This window comes from Nocardioides marmotae (assembly GCF_013177455.1).
Classification (GTDB): Bacteria; Actinomycetota; Actinomycetes; order Propionibacteriales; family Nocardioidaceae; genus Nocardioides; species Nocardioides marmotae.
Map to the genome: position 1 here is coordinate 314,206 of NZ_CP053660.1, position 17,566 is coordinate 331,771.

General features: G+C 74.6%; 13 protein-coding genes. 6 read left to right on the forward strand and 7 right to left on the reverse strand.

The features are described 5' to 3' along the window. Positions 1–28 precede the first annotated feature (28 nt). Positions 29–1,744, forward strand: a complete 1,716-nt coding sequence (locus tag HPC71_RS01460) for a PucR family transcriptional regulator (RefSeq protein WP_253943859.1) — start codon at positions 29–31, stop codon at positions 1,742–1,744. 218 nt (positions 1,745–1,962) lie between these two features. Here the strand turns inward: HPC71_RS01460 and HPC71_RS01465 are convergent, their stop codons facing one another. The 3 genes from HPC71_RS01465 to HPC71_RS01475 form a co-directional block, all read right to left on the reverse strand. Then, entirely contained in the window at positions 1,963–3,033 is a 1,071-nt protein-coding gene (locus tag HPC71_RS01465; protein WP_154613417.1) for an SLC13 family permease, read from the reverse strand. 93 nt (positions 3,034–3,126) lie between these two features. Continuing rightward, complete coding sequence (katG, locus tag HPC71_RS01470) at positions 3,127–5,397, reverse strand: catalase/peroxidase HPI (protein ID WP_154612828.1); 2,271 nt, start codon at positions 5,395–5,397, stop codon at positions 3,127–3,129. Continuing rightward, positions 5,394–5,909, reverse strand: coding sequence for a Fur family transcriptional regulator (locus tag HPC71_RS01475; RefSeq protein WP_154612829.1), 516 nt, complete (start codon positions 5,907–5,909; stop codon positions 5,394–5,396). The genes katG and HPC71_RS01475 overlap by 4 nt, the downstream gene beginning before the upstream one ends. Before the next feature lie 150 nt (positions 5,910–6,059). Between HPC71_RS01475 and ilvA the strand changes: the two genes are divergently transcribed. Both ilvA and HPC71_RS01485 read left to right on the forward strand, forming a co-directional pair. Beyond that, positions 6,060–7,316, forward strand: coding sequence for a threonine ammonia-lyase IlvA (gene ilvA / locus HPC71_RS01480; RefSeq protein ID WP_253943860.1), 1,257 nt, complete (start codon positions 6,060–6,062; stop codon positions 7,314–7,316). Between the two features lie 214 nt (positions 7,317–7,530). Beyond that, positions 7,531–8,511, forward strand: coding sequence for an alpha/beta hydrolase (locus HPC71_RS01485; protein ID WP_171895981.1), 981 nt, complete (start codon positions 7,531–7,533; stop codon positions 8,509–8,511). 7 nt (positions 8,512–8,518) lie between these two features. On the opposite strand, the gene HPC71_RS01490 is transcribed toward HPC71_RS01485, so the two are convergent. Next, complete coding sequence (locus HPC71_RS01490; protein WP_154613423.1) at positions 8,519–9,523, reverse strand: 5'-3' exonuclease; 1,005 nt, start codon at positions 9,521–9,523, stop codon at positions 8,519–8,521. Between the two features lie 105 nt (positions 9,524–9,628). On the opposite strand from HPC71_RS01490, the gene HPC71_RS01495 reads away from it, so the two are divergent. Beyond that, entirely contained in the window at positions 9,629–11,167 is a 1,539-nt protein-coding gene (locus HPC71_RS01495; RefSeq protein WP_154612833.1) for an adenylate/guanylate cyclase domain-containing protein, read from the forward strand. Here the strand turns inward: HPC71_RS01495 and HPC71_RS01500 are convergent. Then, on the reverse strand, positions 11,164–11,988 hold the full coding sequence (locus HPC71_RS01500; protein ID WP_154613424.1) for a DUF1963 domain-containing protein: 825 nt from the start codon (positions 11,986–11,988) through the stop codon (positions 11,164–11,166). The genes HPC71_RS01495 and HPC71_RS01500 overlap by 4 nt on opposite strands. A 40-nt stretch (positions 11,989–12,028) precedes the next feature. Next, positions 12,029–12,919: a LysR family transcriptional regulator gene (locus HPC71_RS01505; protein WP_154612835.1), complete on the reverse strand. Its 891-nt coding sequence runs from the start codon at positions 12,917–12,919 to the stop codon at positions 12,029–12,031. 156 nt (positions 12,920–13,075) lie between these two features. Between HPC71_RS01505 and HPC71_RS01510 the strand changes: the two genes are divergently transcribed. Beyond that, complete coding sequence (locus tag HPC71_RS01510) at positions 13,076–14,578, forward strand: aldehyde dehydrogenase family protein (RefSeq protein WP_253943861.1); 1,503 nt, start codon at positions 13,076–13,078, stop codon at positions 14,576–14,578. Positions 14,579–14,740: 162 nt separating this feature from the next. On the opposite strand, the gene HPC71_RS01515 is transcribed toward HPC71_RS01510, so the two are convergent. After that, entirely contained in the window at positions 14,741–16,204 is a 1,464-nt protein-coding gene (locus HPC71_RS01515) for a protein adenylyltransferase SelO (protein ID WP_171895982.1), read from the reverse strand. A 241-nt stretch (positions 16,205–16,445) separates the two neighbouring features. Between HPC71_RS01515 and HPC71_RS01520 the strand changes: the two genes are divergently transcribed. Continuing rightward, entirely contained in the window at positions 16,446–17,543 is a 1,098-nt protein-coding gene (locus tag HPC71_RS01520; RefSeq protein ID WP_171895983.1) for a sugar ABC transporter substrate-binding protein, read from the forward strand. The last annotated feature ends 23 nt before the right edge of the window (positions 17,544–17,566 follow it).

Here is a 17,566-nt window from a genome sequence, read left to right on the forward strand (position 1 = left end):
GGGCCCCGACCGTCGCTAGGGTCGCCCCGTGTCGTCCTCCCCGGCCCCCGGCCCTCGGGCCCGCGCCAGCCTGGCCCGGGTGATGGACGACCTCGGCAGCACCCTGCTCGAGCTCGTCCACGGCGACCGGCAGCGCGAGGAGGCGATCGGCGGCGTCGTCATCCACGACCCGCTGGACGCGCCGGTGCTGCCGCCCCGCGCGCTCGTGCTCGGCATCGGCGTGGAGGACCCCGCCGCGGTCGCCGACCTGCTCGCCGACCTGGGCCGGCAGGGCGCGGCCGCGCTGGTGCTGCGGGCGCCCGTGGCCGCCACGGCCGAGCTGCGGGCGGCCTCGGACGCCGCCGGCGTACCCGTCCTCGGGCTGAGCCGCGGCACGCCGTGGACCCACCTGGCCGCGATGCTCCGCTCGCTGCTCGTCGACGGCGCCTCCGGCGGTCTGGGCGGCCTGGGCGGCGCCGGGTCGGAGTCGGAGTCGCTCGGCGGGCTGCCCTCGGGCGACCTGTTCGCCGTCGCGAACGCCGTCGCCTCGCTGCTCGACGCGCCGATCACGATCGAGGACCGCAGCTCGCGCGTGCTGGCCTTCTCCGGGCGCCAGGAGGAGGCCGACCCCTCGCGGGTGGAGACGATCCTCGGCCGGCAGGTGCCCGAGCGGTACTCCCGGATCCTCAGCGAGCTCGGCGTCTTCCGCGAGCTGCACCGCAGCGACCAGCCGATCTTCGTCGACCCCGGTGCCGCGGCCGACGACGTGTTCGTGATGCCCCGCGTCGCGGTCGCCGTCCGGGCCGGCGAGGAGGTGCTCGGCTCGATCTGGGCGGCCGTCCCGGCGCCGCTCTCGCCCGAGCGCACCGAGGCGCTGCGGGAGGCGGCCAAGCTGGTCGCGCTCCACCTGCTGCGGGTGCGGGCCGGCTCCGACGTCGAGCGGCGCGTGCGCGCGGACCTCCTCGGCGCGGTCATCGAGGGCGGGCCGGGCGCCCGCGAGGCGCTCGAGCGGCTCGGGCTCGCCGACACCCCGCTGCTCGTGCTCGCGCTCGCGGTGCCCGACCCCGACGCCGGGGCCGGCGACGACCCGCTCCTCGCCCACGAGCGGCAGCGGCTGGCCGACGCCTTCGCGGTGCACCTCGGCGCGGTCCACCCCCGCTCGGCGACCGCCCTGGTCGGCGGGGTCGCCTACGGCCTGGCGGCGTACGCCGGCCCGGCCGAGGAGGGCGAGCCCCGCGCCGCCCGCGTCGCCACCGACTTCCTCGAGCGGATCGGCGAGCGGCTGCCCGCCGTCGTGGCCGTCGGGCCGGTCGCCACCTCGCTGACCGAGATCGCCCGCGCGCGGGAGACCGCCGACCGGGTGCTCCGCGTGCTGCGCGACAACCCCGCCGCCGGCCCGGTCGCGCGGCTGGTCGACGTGCAGACCGACTCGCTGCTCCTGGAGCTGCGCGACCGCGTCCTGGCGCGGGGCGAGAGCGTCGCCGGGCCGCTCGCGCGGCTCGCGGCCTACGACCACGAGCACGACGGCCGGCTGGTCGCGACCCTGCAGGCCTGGCTGGACGCCTTCGGCGACGTCAACCGCGCCGCCGAGGCCCTCTACGTCCACCCCAACACCTTCCGCTACCGGCTGCGCCGCGTCCGCGAGGTCGGCGGCCTCGACCTGCTCGACCCCGCCCAGCGCTTCGCCGTGCAGCTCCAGCTGCGGCTGTGGCCCGGCCTCGCCGCCGACACCCCGACCCCCACCCCGCCGAGTCAGCACCTCTGAGCCGCCGAGTCGGCACCTGTGGTCCGCCGAGTCGGCACCTTTGACGCGGCGAGTCGGCAGTTCTGACTGGTCGAGTCGGCACTTCCCGGCCGGCACCACCACGATCTGCGTACTCGGCCCGCCACAACTGCGGACTCGGCGCGCCGGAAGTGAGCACTCGGCGCGCCGGAAGTGCCGACTCGGCGGGTGGGCGGGTGGGCGGTGGGCCAGCGGGGAGGTCAGGCGACGAGCGCGCCGAGCAGCACGCAGAGCGGTACGACGAGCAGCCCCTCGCGGAGGAACTGGACCCAGCCGACGTGCAGGCCGGCCATCCGGCAGCGCCGTCGCCACAGCAGGTTCGCCAGCGAGCCCCACAGCAGCAGCATGCCGCCGGTGTTCGCGCCGACGAGCAGCGCGGGCTGGAGGGAGGCGTCGGTGAGCGGGGCGAGGGCGAGCCAGGCCGGCAGGTTGTCGACGGCGTTGGAGAGCACGGCCGCCCCGACGGCGGCCGCGACCGGCCCGGACCAGTCGATCCGGTCGACGTCGACGAGGCGGAGCCCGAGCTCGACGAGGGTGAACAGCGCGAACGTCGCCAGCAGGATCACCGCCGGCACCGAGCGCAGCAGCCGCCGCGGCGCGACGAGGGCCGGCGCGCGGACGGCCGCGAGGGCCACCAGGACGACCAACCCGCCGGTCGCCGCGAGCCACGCCGCGGCGCCGAGCACGGTCGCCACCGCGATCCCCACCGCGACGAGCGCCCCGCCGGCGACCAGCACGGCGTCGTACGACGGTCGGGTGCGGGGGACGACGTACGTCCCGGCGAGCGCGGCGCGGTGCCGCAGCGCGAGGACCGCGACGACGACCGCCAGCACCACCAGCTGCGGCAGCCAGAGGTCGGCGACGAACGCGCCGGCGGACTGGCCGGTGCGCTCGACGGCGAGCAGGTTGGTCAGGTTCGAGATCGGCAGCAGCAGGCTCGCGCCGTTGGCCAGCCACAGCGTCGCGAAGGCGAAGGGGAGGGGTGCGACCCCGACCTGCGTGGCGAGCGCGAGGGAGACGGGGGTGAGCATCACCGCGGTGGTGTCGATGCCGAGCAGCACCGTCGTGAGCGTGGCCAGCAGGCAGTGCGCCGCGAAGAGCAGCGGCGTCCGGCCGCGGGCGAGCCGGGCCACCGCCGAGGCGGCGACCTCGAAGAGCCGCACGTCGGCGCAGAGGTCGCTGACCACGGTGATGACCAGCAGGAAGGCGAGCACCGGCCAGGTGGTCGTCCAGGCGCCGGCGACGGCGTCCGCCAGGACCTCGGGGATCACGGCGGCACGGTAGTCGCCCCGGGGAAGCGGCGAGCCCGGCCGCCCCCCTGTGCGGGGACGACCGGGCTCGCGTCAGCGGCCGCTAGGAGGCGGTCACTTCAGGTCGAAGCGGTCCAGCTCCATGACCTTGGTCCACGCGGCGACGAAGTCGTGGACGAACTTCTCGCGGGCGTCCGCGCTGGCGTAGACCTCGGAGAGGGCGCGCAGCTGGGAGTTGGACCCGAAGATCAGGTCCACCGCGGTCGCGGTCCACTTCAGCTCACCGGAGGCGGCGTCGCGGATCTCGTAGACGTTCTCCTCCGACTCCGAGGCCTTCCACTGCGTGCCGGGGGCCAGCAGGTTGGCGAAGAAGTCGTTGGACAGCACGCCCGGCCGGTCGGTCAGCACGCCGTGCTGGACGCCGCCGACGTTGTTGCCGAGCGCCCGCAGGCCGCCGACGAGGACGGTCATCTCCGGCGCGGTCAGGTCGAGCATGTAGGCGCGCTCGACCAGGAGCTTCTCCGGCATGAGCTTCTCGCCGGCCCGCAGGTAGTTGCGGAAGCCGTCGGCCCGCGGCTCGAGGACGCGGAAGGAGTGGACGTCGGTCTGCTCCTGGCTCGCGTCGGTGCGGCCGGGGTGGAACGGCACGGTGACCTCGACGCCGGCGTCGCGGGCGGCCTTCTCGACCGCGGCGGAGCCGGCGAGGACGATGAGGTCGGCCAGCGAGACCTGCGCGCCGCCCTTGGCGTTGAACTCCGCCTGGATGGCCTCGAGCTTCTCGAGGACCTTGGCGAGCTGCTCGGGCTGGTTGGCCGCCCAGCCGCGCTGCGGCTCGAGGCGGATGCGCGCACCGTTGGCGCCACCGCGCTTGTCGGTGGAGCGGAACGTCGCGGCCGAGGCCCACGCGGTCGAGACGAGCTCGGCGGTGGTCAGGCCGGACTCGAGCACGGCGGTCTTCAGTGCGGCGACGTCGGCGTCACCGATGAGCTCGCCGGCCACCGGCGGGACCGGGTCCTGCCACAGCTGCGGCTCGGGGACCCAGGGGCCGAGGTAGCGGTCGACCGGACCCATGTCGCGGTGCAGCAGCTTGTACCAGGCCTTGGCGAAGGCCTTCGCGAACTCGTTGGGGTTCTCCAGGAAGCGGCGCGAGATCTTCTCGTACTCGGGATCGAAGCGCAGCGCGAGGTCGCTGGTGAGCATCGTGGGCTTGCGCTTCGGCGAGTCCGCCGCCGGGCCGGGGATGATCTCCTCGGCGTCCTTGGCGACCCACTGCCAGGCACCGGCCGGGCTCTTCTCCAGCTCCCACTCGTACTGGAAGAGGAACTTGAAGAAGTCGTTGCTCCACCGGGTCGGCGTGGAGGTCCAGGTGACCTCGAGGCCGGAGGTGATGGCGTCCTTGCCCTTGCCGGAGCCGAAGGAGCTCTTCCAGCCCAGGCCCTGCTCCTCGAGCGGGGCGGCCTCCGGCTCGGGGCCCACGAGGTCGGCGTCGCCGGCGCCGTGGGTCTTGCCGAAGGTGTGGCCGCCGGCGATGAGCGCGACGGTCTCCTCGTCGTTCATCGCCATCCGGGCGAAGGTGTCGCGGATGTCGTGGGCCGAGGCCAGCGGGTCCGGGTTGCCGTTCGGGCCCTCGGGGTTGACGTAGATCAGACCCATCTGGACCGCGCCGAGCATCTCGTCGAGCTGGCGCTCCTCGGCGTACCGCTCGTCACCGAGCCAGGAGTCCTCGGGGCCCCAGATGATCTCCTCGGGCTCCCAGATGTCCTCGCGACCGAAGCCGAAGCCGAAGGTCTGGAAGCCCATGTCCTCCATCGCGACGGTGCCGGCGTAGACGAGCAGGTCGGCCCAGGAGATCTTCTGGCCGTGCTTCTGCTTGACCGGCCACAGCAGGCGGCGGGCCTTGTCGAGGTTGGCGTTGTCGGGCCAGCTGTTGAGCGGGGCGAAGCGCTGCGAGCCCTCGCCCGCGCCGCCGCGGCCGTCGTAGATGCGGTAGGTGCCGGCTGCGTGCCAGCTCATCCGGATGAACAGGCCGCCGTAGTGGCCGAAGTCCGCGGGCCACCAGTCCTGGGAGGTGTTGAGCACCTCGACGATGTCGCGGCGCAGCTCCTGCAGGTCGAGCTTCTTGAACTCCTCGGAGTAGTCGAAGTCCGGGCCGAGCGGGTTGCTCTTGGAGGAGTGCGCGTGCAGCGGGGTCAGGTCGAGGCTGTTGGGCCACCAGTCCTGGTTCGTGCGGGGACGCGTGTTGGTCGCCGGCGTCGGCGTGTCGATCGCCGGGTTCTCGCTCTCGCTGCCGTGGGCGGCGGCGGAGTCGTGCATGACCGGGCAGCCGCCCTCGGCCTTGCGATCGATCCCCTGCGGGCTGACGGGGGCGTTGTCGTCCTGGGTCATGTGGTTCCTTCCGGCTGCTTACTGATGGAGGGTCGAGCGGTGGTGGTGGGAGGGGTGGTGCTCGCCGTGCCGGCGGCCGCGCAGTCGGGGCAGGTGCCCCAGTAGACGACCTCCGCCTCCTCGACCACGAAGCCGTGGTCGTGCGAGGCGGTCAGGCAGGGGGCGTGGCCGACGGCGCAGTCGACGTCGGCGATCGTGCCGCACGAGCGGCAGACCACGTGGTGGTGGTTGTCGCCGACGCGCGCCTCGTAGCGAGCGGTCGCGCCGGCGGGCTGGATGCGCCGGACGATGCCGGCGTCGGTGAGCGCCCGGAGGACGTCGTAGACCGCTTGGTGGGAGACCGCGCCGAGGTTGGCGCGGACGTGTCCGATGACGGTGTCGGTGTCGGCGTGGGGGTGCTCGTGGACCGCGTTGAGCACCGCGAGGCGGGGCTTGGTCACCCGCAGTGAGGCGTCGCGCAGGGCGGTGGTGAAGTCCGGCCCGCCGCCCTGAGGGTGGTGCGACTCGGTCATGGCCCGAGCATGACGACTTTTCTGGAACAAGTCAAGATTGCGCCGTCCGGCCGGCGGTGCGCGCTTCTGCGAGGGGCGGCGCTGACGCGCCCGCCATCTGCCCCCACCTGCCCGGCGGTGGCCCGGCGCCCCCGCACTAGGGTCCAGGGCGTGGACCTGCCAACTGCCTCGGACGTCGAGCACGCGGCGCGAACACTCCGCGACGTGGTCGGCACCAGCCCGCTCCACCCCTCGCCGCGGCTCTCGGCGGCGACCGGGCTGGACGTCTGGCTCAAGCGCGAGGACCTCCACGAGGTCCGCTCCTACAAGGGGCGCGGCGCCTACAACCTGGTCGCGGGCCTGAGCCCGGAGGAGCGCGAGCGCGGAGTGACCTGCGCGAGCGCCGGCAACCACGCCCAGGGCGTCGCGTTCGCCTGCTCCCGGCTCGGGGTGCGGGCCACGATCTTCCTGCCGCGGACGACGCCGCGGCAGAAGCGCGCCCGGATCGCCGCGCTCGGCGGGCCGCTGGTCGAGGTGGTCGTCGACGGCGACACCTACGACGACGCCGACCAGCAGAGCCGCGAGCTCGCCCGCTCCACCGGCGCCGTCGTCGTACCCGCCTTCGACGACCCGCGCACGATCGCCGGCCAGGGCACGGTCGGCCTCGAGGTCCTCGACCAGCTCGCCGCGCTCGGCCGGACCCCCACCGCGGTCGTCGCGCCCGTGGGTGGCGGCGGCCTGCTCGCGGGGCTGCTGACGGTGCTCTCCGAGCGGGCGCCGTACGTCGACGTGGTCGGCGTCGAGCCGGCCGGCGCCGCCTCGATGGCGGCCGCGCTCGCCGCAGGCGCCCCGGTCGAGCTCGGCGCCGTCGACTCCTTCGTCGACGGCGCGGCCGTGCGCCGCGTCGGCGACTGGACCCACGCCGTCGTCGCCGCGCACCGGCCGCCGCTGCTCGCCGTGCCCGAGGGCCTGGTGTGCGTGGAGATGCTCGACCTCTACCAGTCCGACGGGATCATCGCCGAGCCTGCCGGCGCCCTGGCCAGCGCCGCGATCCGCGAGCACGCCGTCGCCGCCCCCGGCTCGACCGTCGTGTGCGTGCTCTCCGGCGGCAACAACGACGTGAGCCGGTACGCCGAGGTGGTCGAGCGCGCGCTCGTCCACGAGGGCCTGCGGCACTACTTCCTCGTGGAGTTCCCCCAGGAGCCCGGCGCGCTGCGGATGTTCCTCGACGACGTGCTCGGCCCCGACGACGACATCGTGCTCTTCGAGTACGTCAAGCGCTCCAACCGCGAGACCGGCCCCGCGCTGGTCGGCATCGAGCTCCAACGGCCGACCGACTACGCGCCGCTGCTGGAGCGGATGGGCGCCTCCGGCATCCGGGTCCAGGTCGTCGAGCCGACCAGCCCGCTGTTCCGGATGGTGCAGTAGCGCCGGTCTAGTCCGGGTTTCGCCCGCCAGGGGCTCGGGGACCATGAGGTCGCTGCTGGAGGGAGCATGACTGCCGCAAGGCACCAGCAGGGCGGGAGCCTCCGTGCCCCGTCGGGCTGTTCCGGTCGGTCCCCCACATCACGCGGCCGGGACAGCCCCGTGGACGAGCCCGACGTGCGGCATACCTTCCGGCGCCGCCGGTCACCGGTGCGGGGTGCGACGAACCTGGGGGCCCGACCTGCTCGGGGAGGGCTACGAGCAGCAGGTCATCGAGCTCGGGACCGACCCCGACGGCGAGGGCGAGGTCTGCGCCGTCCTGGTGCGCCGCGACGTGCGGCCGGGGGAGGAGGTGCGCGGGGCGGTGCTCTACGTGCACGGCTTCTCCGACTACTTCTTCCAGACCGAGCTGGCCGACTTCCACGCCGCGCGCGGGCTGGCGTTCTACGGCTTGGACCTGCGCAAGTCCGGCCGCGCCCGCCGGCCCGGGCAGACCGCGCACTACGTCTCCGACCTCGAGCAGTACGACGCGGAGCTGGAGCGCGCGATGGGGCTGATCGCCGCCGACCACGGCCCCGACACCCCCGTCGTCGTGGTCGCCCACTCCACCGGCGGGCTGGTCACGCCGCTGTGGCTGGACCGCCGGCGCCGCGCCGGCCGCACCGCGCCGGTGGCCGGGCTGGTGCTCAACAGCCCGTGGTTCGACCTCCAGGGCTCGGCGCTGCTCCGCGGGCCGGGCACCCAGGTGCTGCGGGCGCTAGCGATGGTCGCGCCGCTGCGCTCGCTCGACCTGCCCGCGAGCACCGTCTACGGCGACTCGCTGCACACCAGCGTCCGGGGCGAGTGGGACTACGACCTCGTGCTCAAGCCGCTCGAGGGGTTCCCCGTCACCGTCGGCTGGCTCAACGCCGTGCGCCGCGGCCACGCCCAGCTGCACCGCGGGCTCGAGGTGGGCGTGCCGGCGCTGGTGCTGCGCTCGGACCGGACCCACTACTCCCGCAAGCACACCGACCTCAGCGACCGCGCCGACACGGTCCTCGACGTCCGGCAGATCGCCCGTTGGTCGGGCTGCCTGGGCGGTGAGACCACGGTCGTCCCGATCGCGGGCGCCCGGCACGACGTCTTCCTCTCCCTGCCCGCGCCGCGCGCCGCGGCGTACGACCTCCTCGGGGAGTGGCTCGACCGGCACCTCGGCTGAGGGCGCCTCAGCTACCCGACCCCACCGACGCCGGCGGCTCGGTGAGCACGCGCAGGGCGAGGGCGGTGGTCGACTCGACGCCGAGGTGGCCGACGACCCGGGTGACCCGGCCGGGGTCGAGGGGGAGCAGGCCGGGCGAGCCGGGCACGTCGGGGGTCAGCCGCAGGTCGACCTCGCGGCCGCGCATGATCGAGAGGTTGAACTCGTAGCGCTCGCGCGCCCCCGGAGCGGTCAGCCGCGACAGCAGCCGGCGCCCGACGCGGGCGCTGCCGGTCTCCACGCACCACGAGTCGACGGCCGCGACCAGGTTCGCGCCGGCGCAGTGGTCGATGTCGGCCCACGCGGCCTGCATGGAGCCGACCTGGGCGAGCAGCACCGCGGCGGTCTTCTCCCCGATCCCGGAGACCCCGGGGAGGTTGTCGCTGGCGTCCCCGCGGAGCGCGGCGAACTCCAGGTAGCTCGTGGCCGCCACGCCGTACATCGCGTGCAGCCGCTGCGGGGTCAGCAGCGGCGAGGCGCTGATGCCGCCGTCGATGAGCCGCAGCACCGAGGTGTGCTCGCTGATGTGGGCGAAGGAGTCACGGTCGGAGGTCACCAGCACGCAGCTCCACCCCGACCGCTCGGCCCAGGTGGCCGCCGTGGCGTTGACGTCGTCGGCCTCGAGCCCGGGCGGGGTGACCGCGAGCAGGCCCAGCGCGTCGAGCAGCGACCCGGCCCGCTCGAGCTGGTCGACGAGGGTCGCGTCCTTGGGCGCGCGGCCCGCCTTGTACGCCGGGTAGGCCGCCTCGCGCTCGGAGGAGGTGCGGTCGTCGAGCCCGAAGAGCACCGCGTCCGGCGCGAACTGGTCGACCGCCTCCAGGATCTGCCGCAGCATCCCGTGCAGCGCCCACGCGGGGCGGCCGCCGCGGTCGCGCAGGTCGGAGTGGGCGCGCGCGTGGTGGTTGCGGTGCAGCAGCGACGGGGCGTCGACGGCGAGCAGCAGCTTGCGGGGACGGTCGGGTGGGGTGCGCATGACGGTGCCCGGAGCCTACGTCCCGCCGCCCGGAGGGCGCGGGGGCCGGTACGGTCGGCGCACACGGATCGCGGACGACCGCGCGGCCGCGGACCGGAGGTGGGGATGAGCAGGCGCTCGGCACCCTTCGGCGCGCGCGTGCTGGGCCGCCCCGACCAGTCGGTGCGCGCGCTGCGCCTGCGGGTCCAGCTGCTGCTGACCGTGATGCTGGTCAGCACCAACGTCATCGCCGCCGGCGTCGTCTTCCTCATCGCCTCCTTCGTCGTGCCCGCGCCCGGGCCCACGAGCGCGATGGTGCTCGCGCTGGCGATCGCGGTGCCGACGTACGTCGGCGTGGCGGTGGCCGTCGGGGTCGCGGTCGGGACGCGGCTGAGCCTGCGCGCCCTGCGCTGGGCCACCCTCGGCCGCGAGCCCGACGTGCGGCAGCGGCTGGCCGCCCTGCGCGTCCCGCTGTGGCTGACGGTCATGCAGGGTGCCCTGTGGCTCGGCGCGACGGTGCTCTTCACGACCCTCGCGCTGACCCTCCAGCCCGAGCGCGCCCTCGGGTCCGGCGTCGCCGTGGGCATCGCCGGGCTGGTGGCCTGCGGGATCGCCTTCCTGCTGGCCGACTTCGTCATGCGGCCGATCTCGGCGCGCGCCCTCGACGGGCTCGCGGTCACCGACCGGCCGCGCGGGGCCGGCGTCGGCGGCCGGATGGTGCTGTTCTGGTGCCTCGGCACGGCCGCGCCGGTCGGCGGCATGGTGGTCGCCTCCGTCGTCGGGCTCGCCGGCGACGACAACGCCCGCGAACGGCTGCCGTTCACGGTGCTGGCGATCAGCGCGGTCGTGCTGGTCTTCGGGCTGCTGACCACGGTGCTCAACGCCCGCTCGATCGTCGCGCCGGTCACCTCGGTGCGCGAGGCGCTGCTCGACGTCGAGCGCGGCGACCTCGACCGCGAGGTGGTCGTCTTCGACGGCACCGAGCTCGGCTCCCTCCAGGCCGGGTTCAACGCGATGGCCCAGGGCCTGCGCGAGCGCGAGCAGCTGCGCGACCTGTTCGGCCGCCACGTCGGCCGCGACGTCGCCCTCGCCGCGGCCGCCCGCGGGGTCGAGCTCGGCGGGGAGTCCCGCGAGGTCTCGGTGCTCTTCGTCGACCTGGTCGGCTCCACGACGTACGCCACCCGGCACGACCCCGCCGAGGTCGTGCGGACCCTCAACCGGTTCTTCGGCGTGGTCGTCGAGGAGGTCGACCGGCAGCACGGGCTGGTCAACAAGTTCATCGGCGACGCCGTCCTCGCGGTCTTCGGGGCGCCGGTCGACCACCCCGACCACGCGACCGCCGCGCTCGCCGCGGCCCGCGCGATCGTGCGGCGGCTGGTCGAGGAGGTCCCCGAGATCACCGCCGGCATCGGCGTCGCCACCGGCGAGGCGGTCGCGGGCAACGTCGGCGCGGCGAGCCGGCTGGAGTACACCGTGATCGGCGACGCCGTGAACAGCGCGGCCCGGCTCACCGACCTGGCCAAGGAGGTGCCCGGCTGCGTGCTGGCCGCCTGGGACAGCGTCGAGGCGGCCGCGCCCGAGGAGGCCCGGCGCTGGCGCCGGCACGACCCCGTCGTGCTCCGCGGGCGCAGCGAGGAGACCGAGACCGCCGTCCTCTGCGGCTAGCAGGCCCACTCCCACCAGCAGCCGGACACGTCGCCACGGGCCAGCGCCGCGGGGTCGCCGAAGAGGTGGGCCGCCCCCATGTCGCCCCACTCGAACAGGCCGCCCACCTCCGAGTCCAGCCGCACCAGCAGGCGGTGCGGACGACCCGGCGGCACGTCCGGCGGGCCCTGCACGAGGTGAGGCCAGCCGCCGACCTGCACCGCGGCCAGGTCCTGGGCGGCCTCCGCGAGGTCGTCGTCGTCCTCGGCGACCCGCTCGAGAGCGGCGTACGCCGCCGGGCTGGCCGCCACGTCCTCGGCGAGGTGCTCCCAGCCGATCGGCAGCATCGTGGCGGCCGCGAACACCAGCGGCCGGGCGGTCCTCGGGTCGAGGACCGCGTTCGCGAACCGGGGGTCGGCGTAGCCGTCGGGGTAGTCCGCGGCCGGTCCGGCCCCCGGGGCCGCGAGCGCCGTCTCGTCGTACCAACGCACGGCCAGCCCGGTGGTCTCGGGGCCTTCCTCGACGTCCACGCCGTAGGCCTCGTCGGAGCGCACGAACCACTGGAGCAGCCCGGCGCGGGGGAAGTCCGGCAGCGGCGGCAGCTCGGAGAAGTCGACCTGCACCAGGAAGTTCATCGGCCTGTCCTCGTGGTCGTGGGGCCACGCCTCGCCCGGCGCCTGGAACGGCAGACCGCCGACCTGGGAGCGCGGCACACCCGCACCTCCAACCGCGCCCGCCGGCGCGGGGGCGCCCGCGGCCACCGGCCGCAGCAGGGCCCGGACCGCCGCGCGGTCGGGCTCGGGGACGCGCTCGATCATCCGCTGTCGGTCGGCCTCGCTCATGCCCGCGACCGTAGCGGCCGGTCCAGGTGCACGGGCCGGCTCAGCGCAGCTCGGCCGCGCGCGCCTGCACCTCGCTGCGGATCGCCGCGAGCGCCGCGACGGCCGGTGCGCGGCGGACGCTGGCGCTCGCGAGGGCGGCCACGAAGCCCAGCTCGACCCGCACCCGGCTGGGGAGGACCGGCTCGAGCCCGGTGGTCCGGCGGGCGAGGAACTTCGGCAGCAGCGCGATGCCCGCCCCCGCCCGCGCCGCCTCGAGCTGGGCGAAGACGCTGGTGGCGCCGAGCTGCACCGCCCGCTCGGCGAAGAGCCGGTCGACCAGCTGGAGGTCGCTGACCCGCAGCGCCCCCTCCACGTAGTAGACGAGCGCGTGGTCCTCCAGCTCGGCCTGCGACCGCGGCCGCCCGGCCCGGTCGAGGTAGGAGGGGGCGGCGAAGAGGCCCAGCTCGTACGTCGCCAGGTCGATGGTCCGCACCCGCGGGGACAGCGGCTCCCCGACGCCGACCTCCACGTCGGCGCCGCTGCCGTGCACGATCGGCCGGGTGGCGGCGGTGAGCTCGACCGTGACTCGGGGGTGCCGGCGGCGCAGCGCGGCGAGCGCGGGCGCGGCGTACACGGCGGCGAACGCCTCGGGTGCGGAGACCCGCACGAGGCCGGCCAGCTCGCCCTCGCCGTCCCCGTCGGCGCTCAGCGCGTGGCGGGCGGTGGTGACCGCGCGCTCGACCGACTCCGCGGCGGGGAGCAGCGAGCGGCCGAGCTCGGTGAGGTGGCAGCCGCGCGTGGTGCGCGAGACGACCGGCGCCCCGACCGTCGCCTCGAGCGCGTCGAGGCGGCGCGAGACCGTGGAGTGGGTGAGCCCGAGGGCGGTCGCCGCGGCGCTGAGGTTGCCGGTGCGGGCGACCTCGAGCAGCACGACCAGGTCGTCGGCACGCATCGCTCGGCCCTCCCGTCCAGCCCTCGCCGGCTGTGCATCCTTGCACAGCCGGTGTGCGGGGGTCGGCGTTGTCCGACGGCCCCGGGTGGGCGAACCTGTACCTCGTCCGCGCCCGCGCGCGCCCGTCGTACCCGAGCCGCCAGGAGGCCGCCCATCGTGAAGCTGCAGACCACCATCGACGCACCCGACGCCGGCACGCCCGACTGGCCGATGCTCATCGGCGGGGAGTGGGTCCCCTCCGAGAGCGGCGCGTGGCGCGACGTGGTGACCCCGGCCCGCGCCGAGCAGGTCCTCGCGCGGGTGCCCGAGGGCACGAAGGCCGACCTCGACCGGGCCGTCGACGCGGCCACCGCCGCACTGCCGGCCTGGCGGGCGCTGCACTTCCGCGAGCGCGGCACGATCCTGCTGCGCATCGCCGACGCCCTCGAGCAGCGCGCCGAGGACTTCGCCCAGCTGACCGCCCAGGACACCGGCAACGCGCTGCGCACCCAGGCGCGGCCGGAGTCGGCGACCCTGGTGGCGCTGTTCCGCTACTTCGGCGGCGTGGCCGGGGAGTTCAAGGGCACCGTGCTGCCCGCCGGCGACGACCAGCTGCAGTACACCCGGCTCGAGCCGCTCGGCGTCGTCGGCGCGATCCTGCCGTGGAACTCCCCGCTGATGATCGCCGCGATGAAGCTGCCCGCCGCGCTCGCCGCCGGCAACACCCTCGTGGTCAAGCCCGCCGAGGACGCCCCGCTGACGATCCTGCTGCTCGCGCAGGTCATGTCCGAGCACCTGCCGGCGGGCGTGCTCAACGTCGTCACCGGCGTCGGCGAGACCGTCGGCCAGGCGATCTCCGAGCACCCGGGCATCCACAAGGTCTCCTTCACCGGCTCCTCCGAGGTCGGCCGGATCGTCGGCGCCACCGCCGGCGGCCGCCTCGCGCACCAGTCGCTCGAGCTCGGCGGAAAGTCGCCGAACATCGTGTGCCCCTCGGCCGCCGCGCCGGACGTCATCGAGGCGACCGCCGAGGGCGTGCTGCTCGCGATGCGGTTCAGCCGCCAGGGCCAGTCCTGCACCGCCGGGTCGCGGCTGTTCCTCCACGAGGACGTGCACGACGAGTTCCTCCGCGTGCTGGTCGAGAAGGTCTCGAAGCTCAAGGTCGGCGACCCGCTCGCCGAGGAGACCGACATGGGCGCGATCATCAACCGCTCGCAGTACGAGCAGGTCCTCGACTACATCGAGGACGGCAAGTCCCAGCCCGGCGTCCGGGTCGCGCTGGACATGTCCCGCGACGTGCCCGAGGGGCTCGAGGGCTACTACCAGGGCCCCACGATCCTCGCCGGCGTCGCCAACGACTGGCGGATCGCCCGGGAGGAGATCTTCGGCCCCGTGCTCGTCGTCATCCCGTGGAAGGACGAGGACGAGGTCGTCGCGATGGCCAACGACTCCCACTACGGCCTCGCCGCGTTCGTCTGGTCCCGCGACCTCGACCAGGCCCTCGGCCTGGCCCACCGCATCGAGTCCGGCTGGGTCCAGGTCAACCAGGGCGGCGGCCAGGTCGTCGGCCAGTCCTACGGCGGCTACAAGGCCTCCGGCATCGGCCGGGAGTTCTCCATCGAGGGCGCGATCGAGGGCTTCACCCAGACCAAGCAGATCAACGTCAAGCTCGGTCGCTGAGGCTTGCGCCGGCCGGAAGGTTCATCGGCCGGCCGCTGAACCTCCCGGTGGGCCGATGGAACTTCATCGGCCCACCGACAGTTTTGTCGGCCGGCCGATGAAACATCCCGCCCGCCCGCCGGTCCCTCAGGTCCCGCCGGTCCCTCAGGTCCCGCCGGTCCCTCAGGTCCCGCAGTACGTCGTGTAGGAACCGAAGTCGGGCGGGGCGGGGGCGGCGTAGGCCGCCAGCCCCGGCCGCTCGTCGTACGGCGAGCGCAGCACGTCGACCAACCGCTCGACCGGCTCGAGGTCCCCGGTGGTGGCGGCGTCGAGCGCCTCCTCGACCAGGTGGTTGCGCGGGACGTAGAGGGGGTTGACCCGGTCCATGGCGTCGGCGTCCGGGTCGAGCGCGCGCCACCGCTCGAGCCAGCCGTCGAGGGCGGGCAGGTCGAGGACCATGCCGCGCACCGGCTCGGCGTCGCCGCGGGCGGCGGTGGCGAGCGCGCGGAAGAACGACGTCCAGTCGACGTGCCCGGAGCGCAGGATCGGGAAGAGGTCGTCGACCAGCGGGACCGCCACGTCGTCGGCCAGCCCGGCGGGCAGCCCGGCCTTGGCCCGCATGTGGCCGGTGAACGCCGCGCTGTAGGCGTCGCGGAACCCGCCGAGGGCCTCGGTCGCGATCTCGATCGCGCGCTCCTCGGACTCGTCGAGCAGCGGCAGCATCGCCTCGGCGAGCCGGGCGAGGTTCCACTCGGCGGCGACGGGCTGGTTGCCGTAGGCGTACCGGCCGGCCTCGTCGATCGAGCTGAACACCGACGCGGGGTCGAAGGCCTCCATGAAGGCGCACGGCCCGTAGTCGATGGTCTCGCCCGACAGCGTCATGTTGTCGGTGTTCATCACCCCGTGCACGAACCCCACGGCCATCCACCGCGCGACCAGGGAGGCCTGGACGGCGACCACGGACTCCAGCAGCGCGAGGTACGGCGCGTCGGCCTCGCGCGCCGCCGGGTGGTGCCGGTCGATCGTGTGGTCGGCCAGCCGCCGCAGCAGGTCGAGGTCGCCGGTGGCCCGGGCGTACTGCACCGACCCGACCCGCAGGTGGCTCGCGGCCACCCGCGCCAGCACGGCGCCGGGGAGCACGGTCTCGCGCTGGACCTTCCGGCCGGTGGCGAGGACCGCGAGCGAGCGGGTGGTGGGGATGCCGAGGGCGTGCATCGCGGTGGAGACGACGTGCTCGCGCAGCATCGGGCCGACGGCCGCCAGCCCGTCGCCGCCGCGCGCGAACGGCGTACGCCCCGAGCCCTTGAGGTGCAGGTCGCGCACCACCCCGTCGGGGCCGGTCAGCTCGCCGAGCAGCAGTGCGCGGCCGTCGCCGAGCCGCGGGGAGAACCCGCCGAACTGGTGGCCGGCGTAGGCCTGCGCCACCGGCTGCGCACCCGCGGGCACGCGGGTGCCGGTGAGCAGCCCGAGCCCCTCGGGGCCGCGCAGCCAGGCCGGGTCGAGGCCGACCTCGGCAGCGAGCTCCTCGTCGAGGGCGAGCAGCCGGGGCTCGCTGGTCTCGGCCGCTTGCCACGGCACGGCGAGCTCGGGCAGCTCGTCGGCGAAGCGGTGGTCGAGGTGGACGGTGGGAGACGGGGCGACGCTCACCTCGTCGACAGTACGTCGCGGCACCGACGACCCCTGCCGCTCGCCGCCGGGCGGCGAGGGCCCGAGGGCCCCGAGCGGCCCGAGTGTGGCGCAGGTCACAACTTGGCAACGGCTGGAGAATCCGCCAACGAGCTCCTAGACGTGGTGCACGTCACATCATAAGTTGTGGCGAACAACAAACGCGCGATGCCTGCCGGCGGACGGTGAGTGGGCGCGAACCAACGCCAAGGAGGCGGATCGCGTGAACCGGAAGCACAGCCTGGCCCTGGCGGCCCTGATGGGCCTGGCCATGACCGTGACGGCTTGCGGGTCGGACGACGGCGGCGATGACGCCAGCGACACCGACAGCAGCAGCCAGAGCAGCAGCGCCGACGGCAAGATCGGCGTCATCCTCCCCGACACGGAGTCCTCGGTGCGGTGGGAGAGCGCCGACCGTCCGGCCCTCGGGGCGGCCTTCGACGCCGCCGGCGTGGAGTACGACATCCAGAACGCCGAGGGCGACGCGGAGCGGATGACCCAGATCGCCGACACCATGATCGGCAACGGCGTCACCGTCCTGGCGATCGTCAACCTCGACTCCGAGTCCGGCGCGGCGATCCAGGAGAAGGCGGCCTCCCAGGGCGTCGCCACCATCGACTACGACCGGCTCACCCTCGGTGGTTCGGCGGAGTACTACGTCTCCTTCGACAACACCGTCGTCGGTGAGCTCCAGGGCCAGGGCCTCGCGGACTGCCTGGGCGACAAGAAGGCGAACATCGTCTACCTCAATGGCGCGCCGACCGACAACAACGCCACCCTCTTCGCCGACGGCGCGCACAGCGTGCTCGACGAGATGCCTTACGAGGTCGTCGGCGAGCAGGACGTCCCGGACTGGGACAACGAGGAGGCCGCCACGATCTTCCAGCAGCTCTACACCGCCGCCAATGGCAAGGTCGACGGCGTCCTCGCCGCCAACGACGGCCTCGCCGGCGCCGCGATCGGCATCCTCGAGGGCAACGGCCAGGCCGGCAAGGTCCCGGTCACCGGCCAGGACGCCACCGTCGAGGGCCTGCAGAACGTCCTCGCCGGCACCCAGTGCATGACGGTCTACAAGTCCGCCACGCAGGAGGCCGAGGCGCTCGCCCAGGCCGCGATCGCGCTGGTCAACGGCGAGGAGGCCGAGACGACCGGCACGACCACCGACAGCGAGGGTGGGCGCGACGTCCCGTCGATCCTGCTCGAGCCGCAGTCGATCACCAAGGTCAACGTCATGGACGTGATCGAGGACGGCGGGCAGAAGGCCGCCGACGTCTGCACCGGCGAGTTCAAGAAGCTCTGCGCCGACGCCGGCATCTCCTGACCGATCCGGTCACGGCGCCCGGG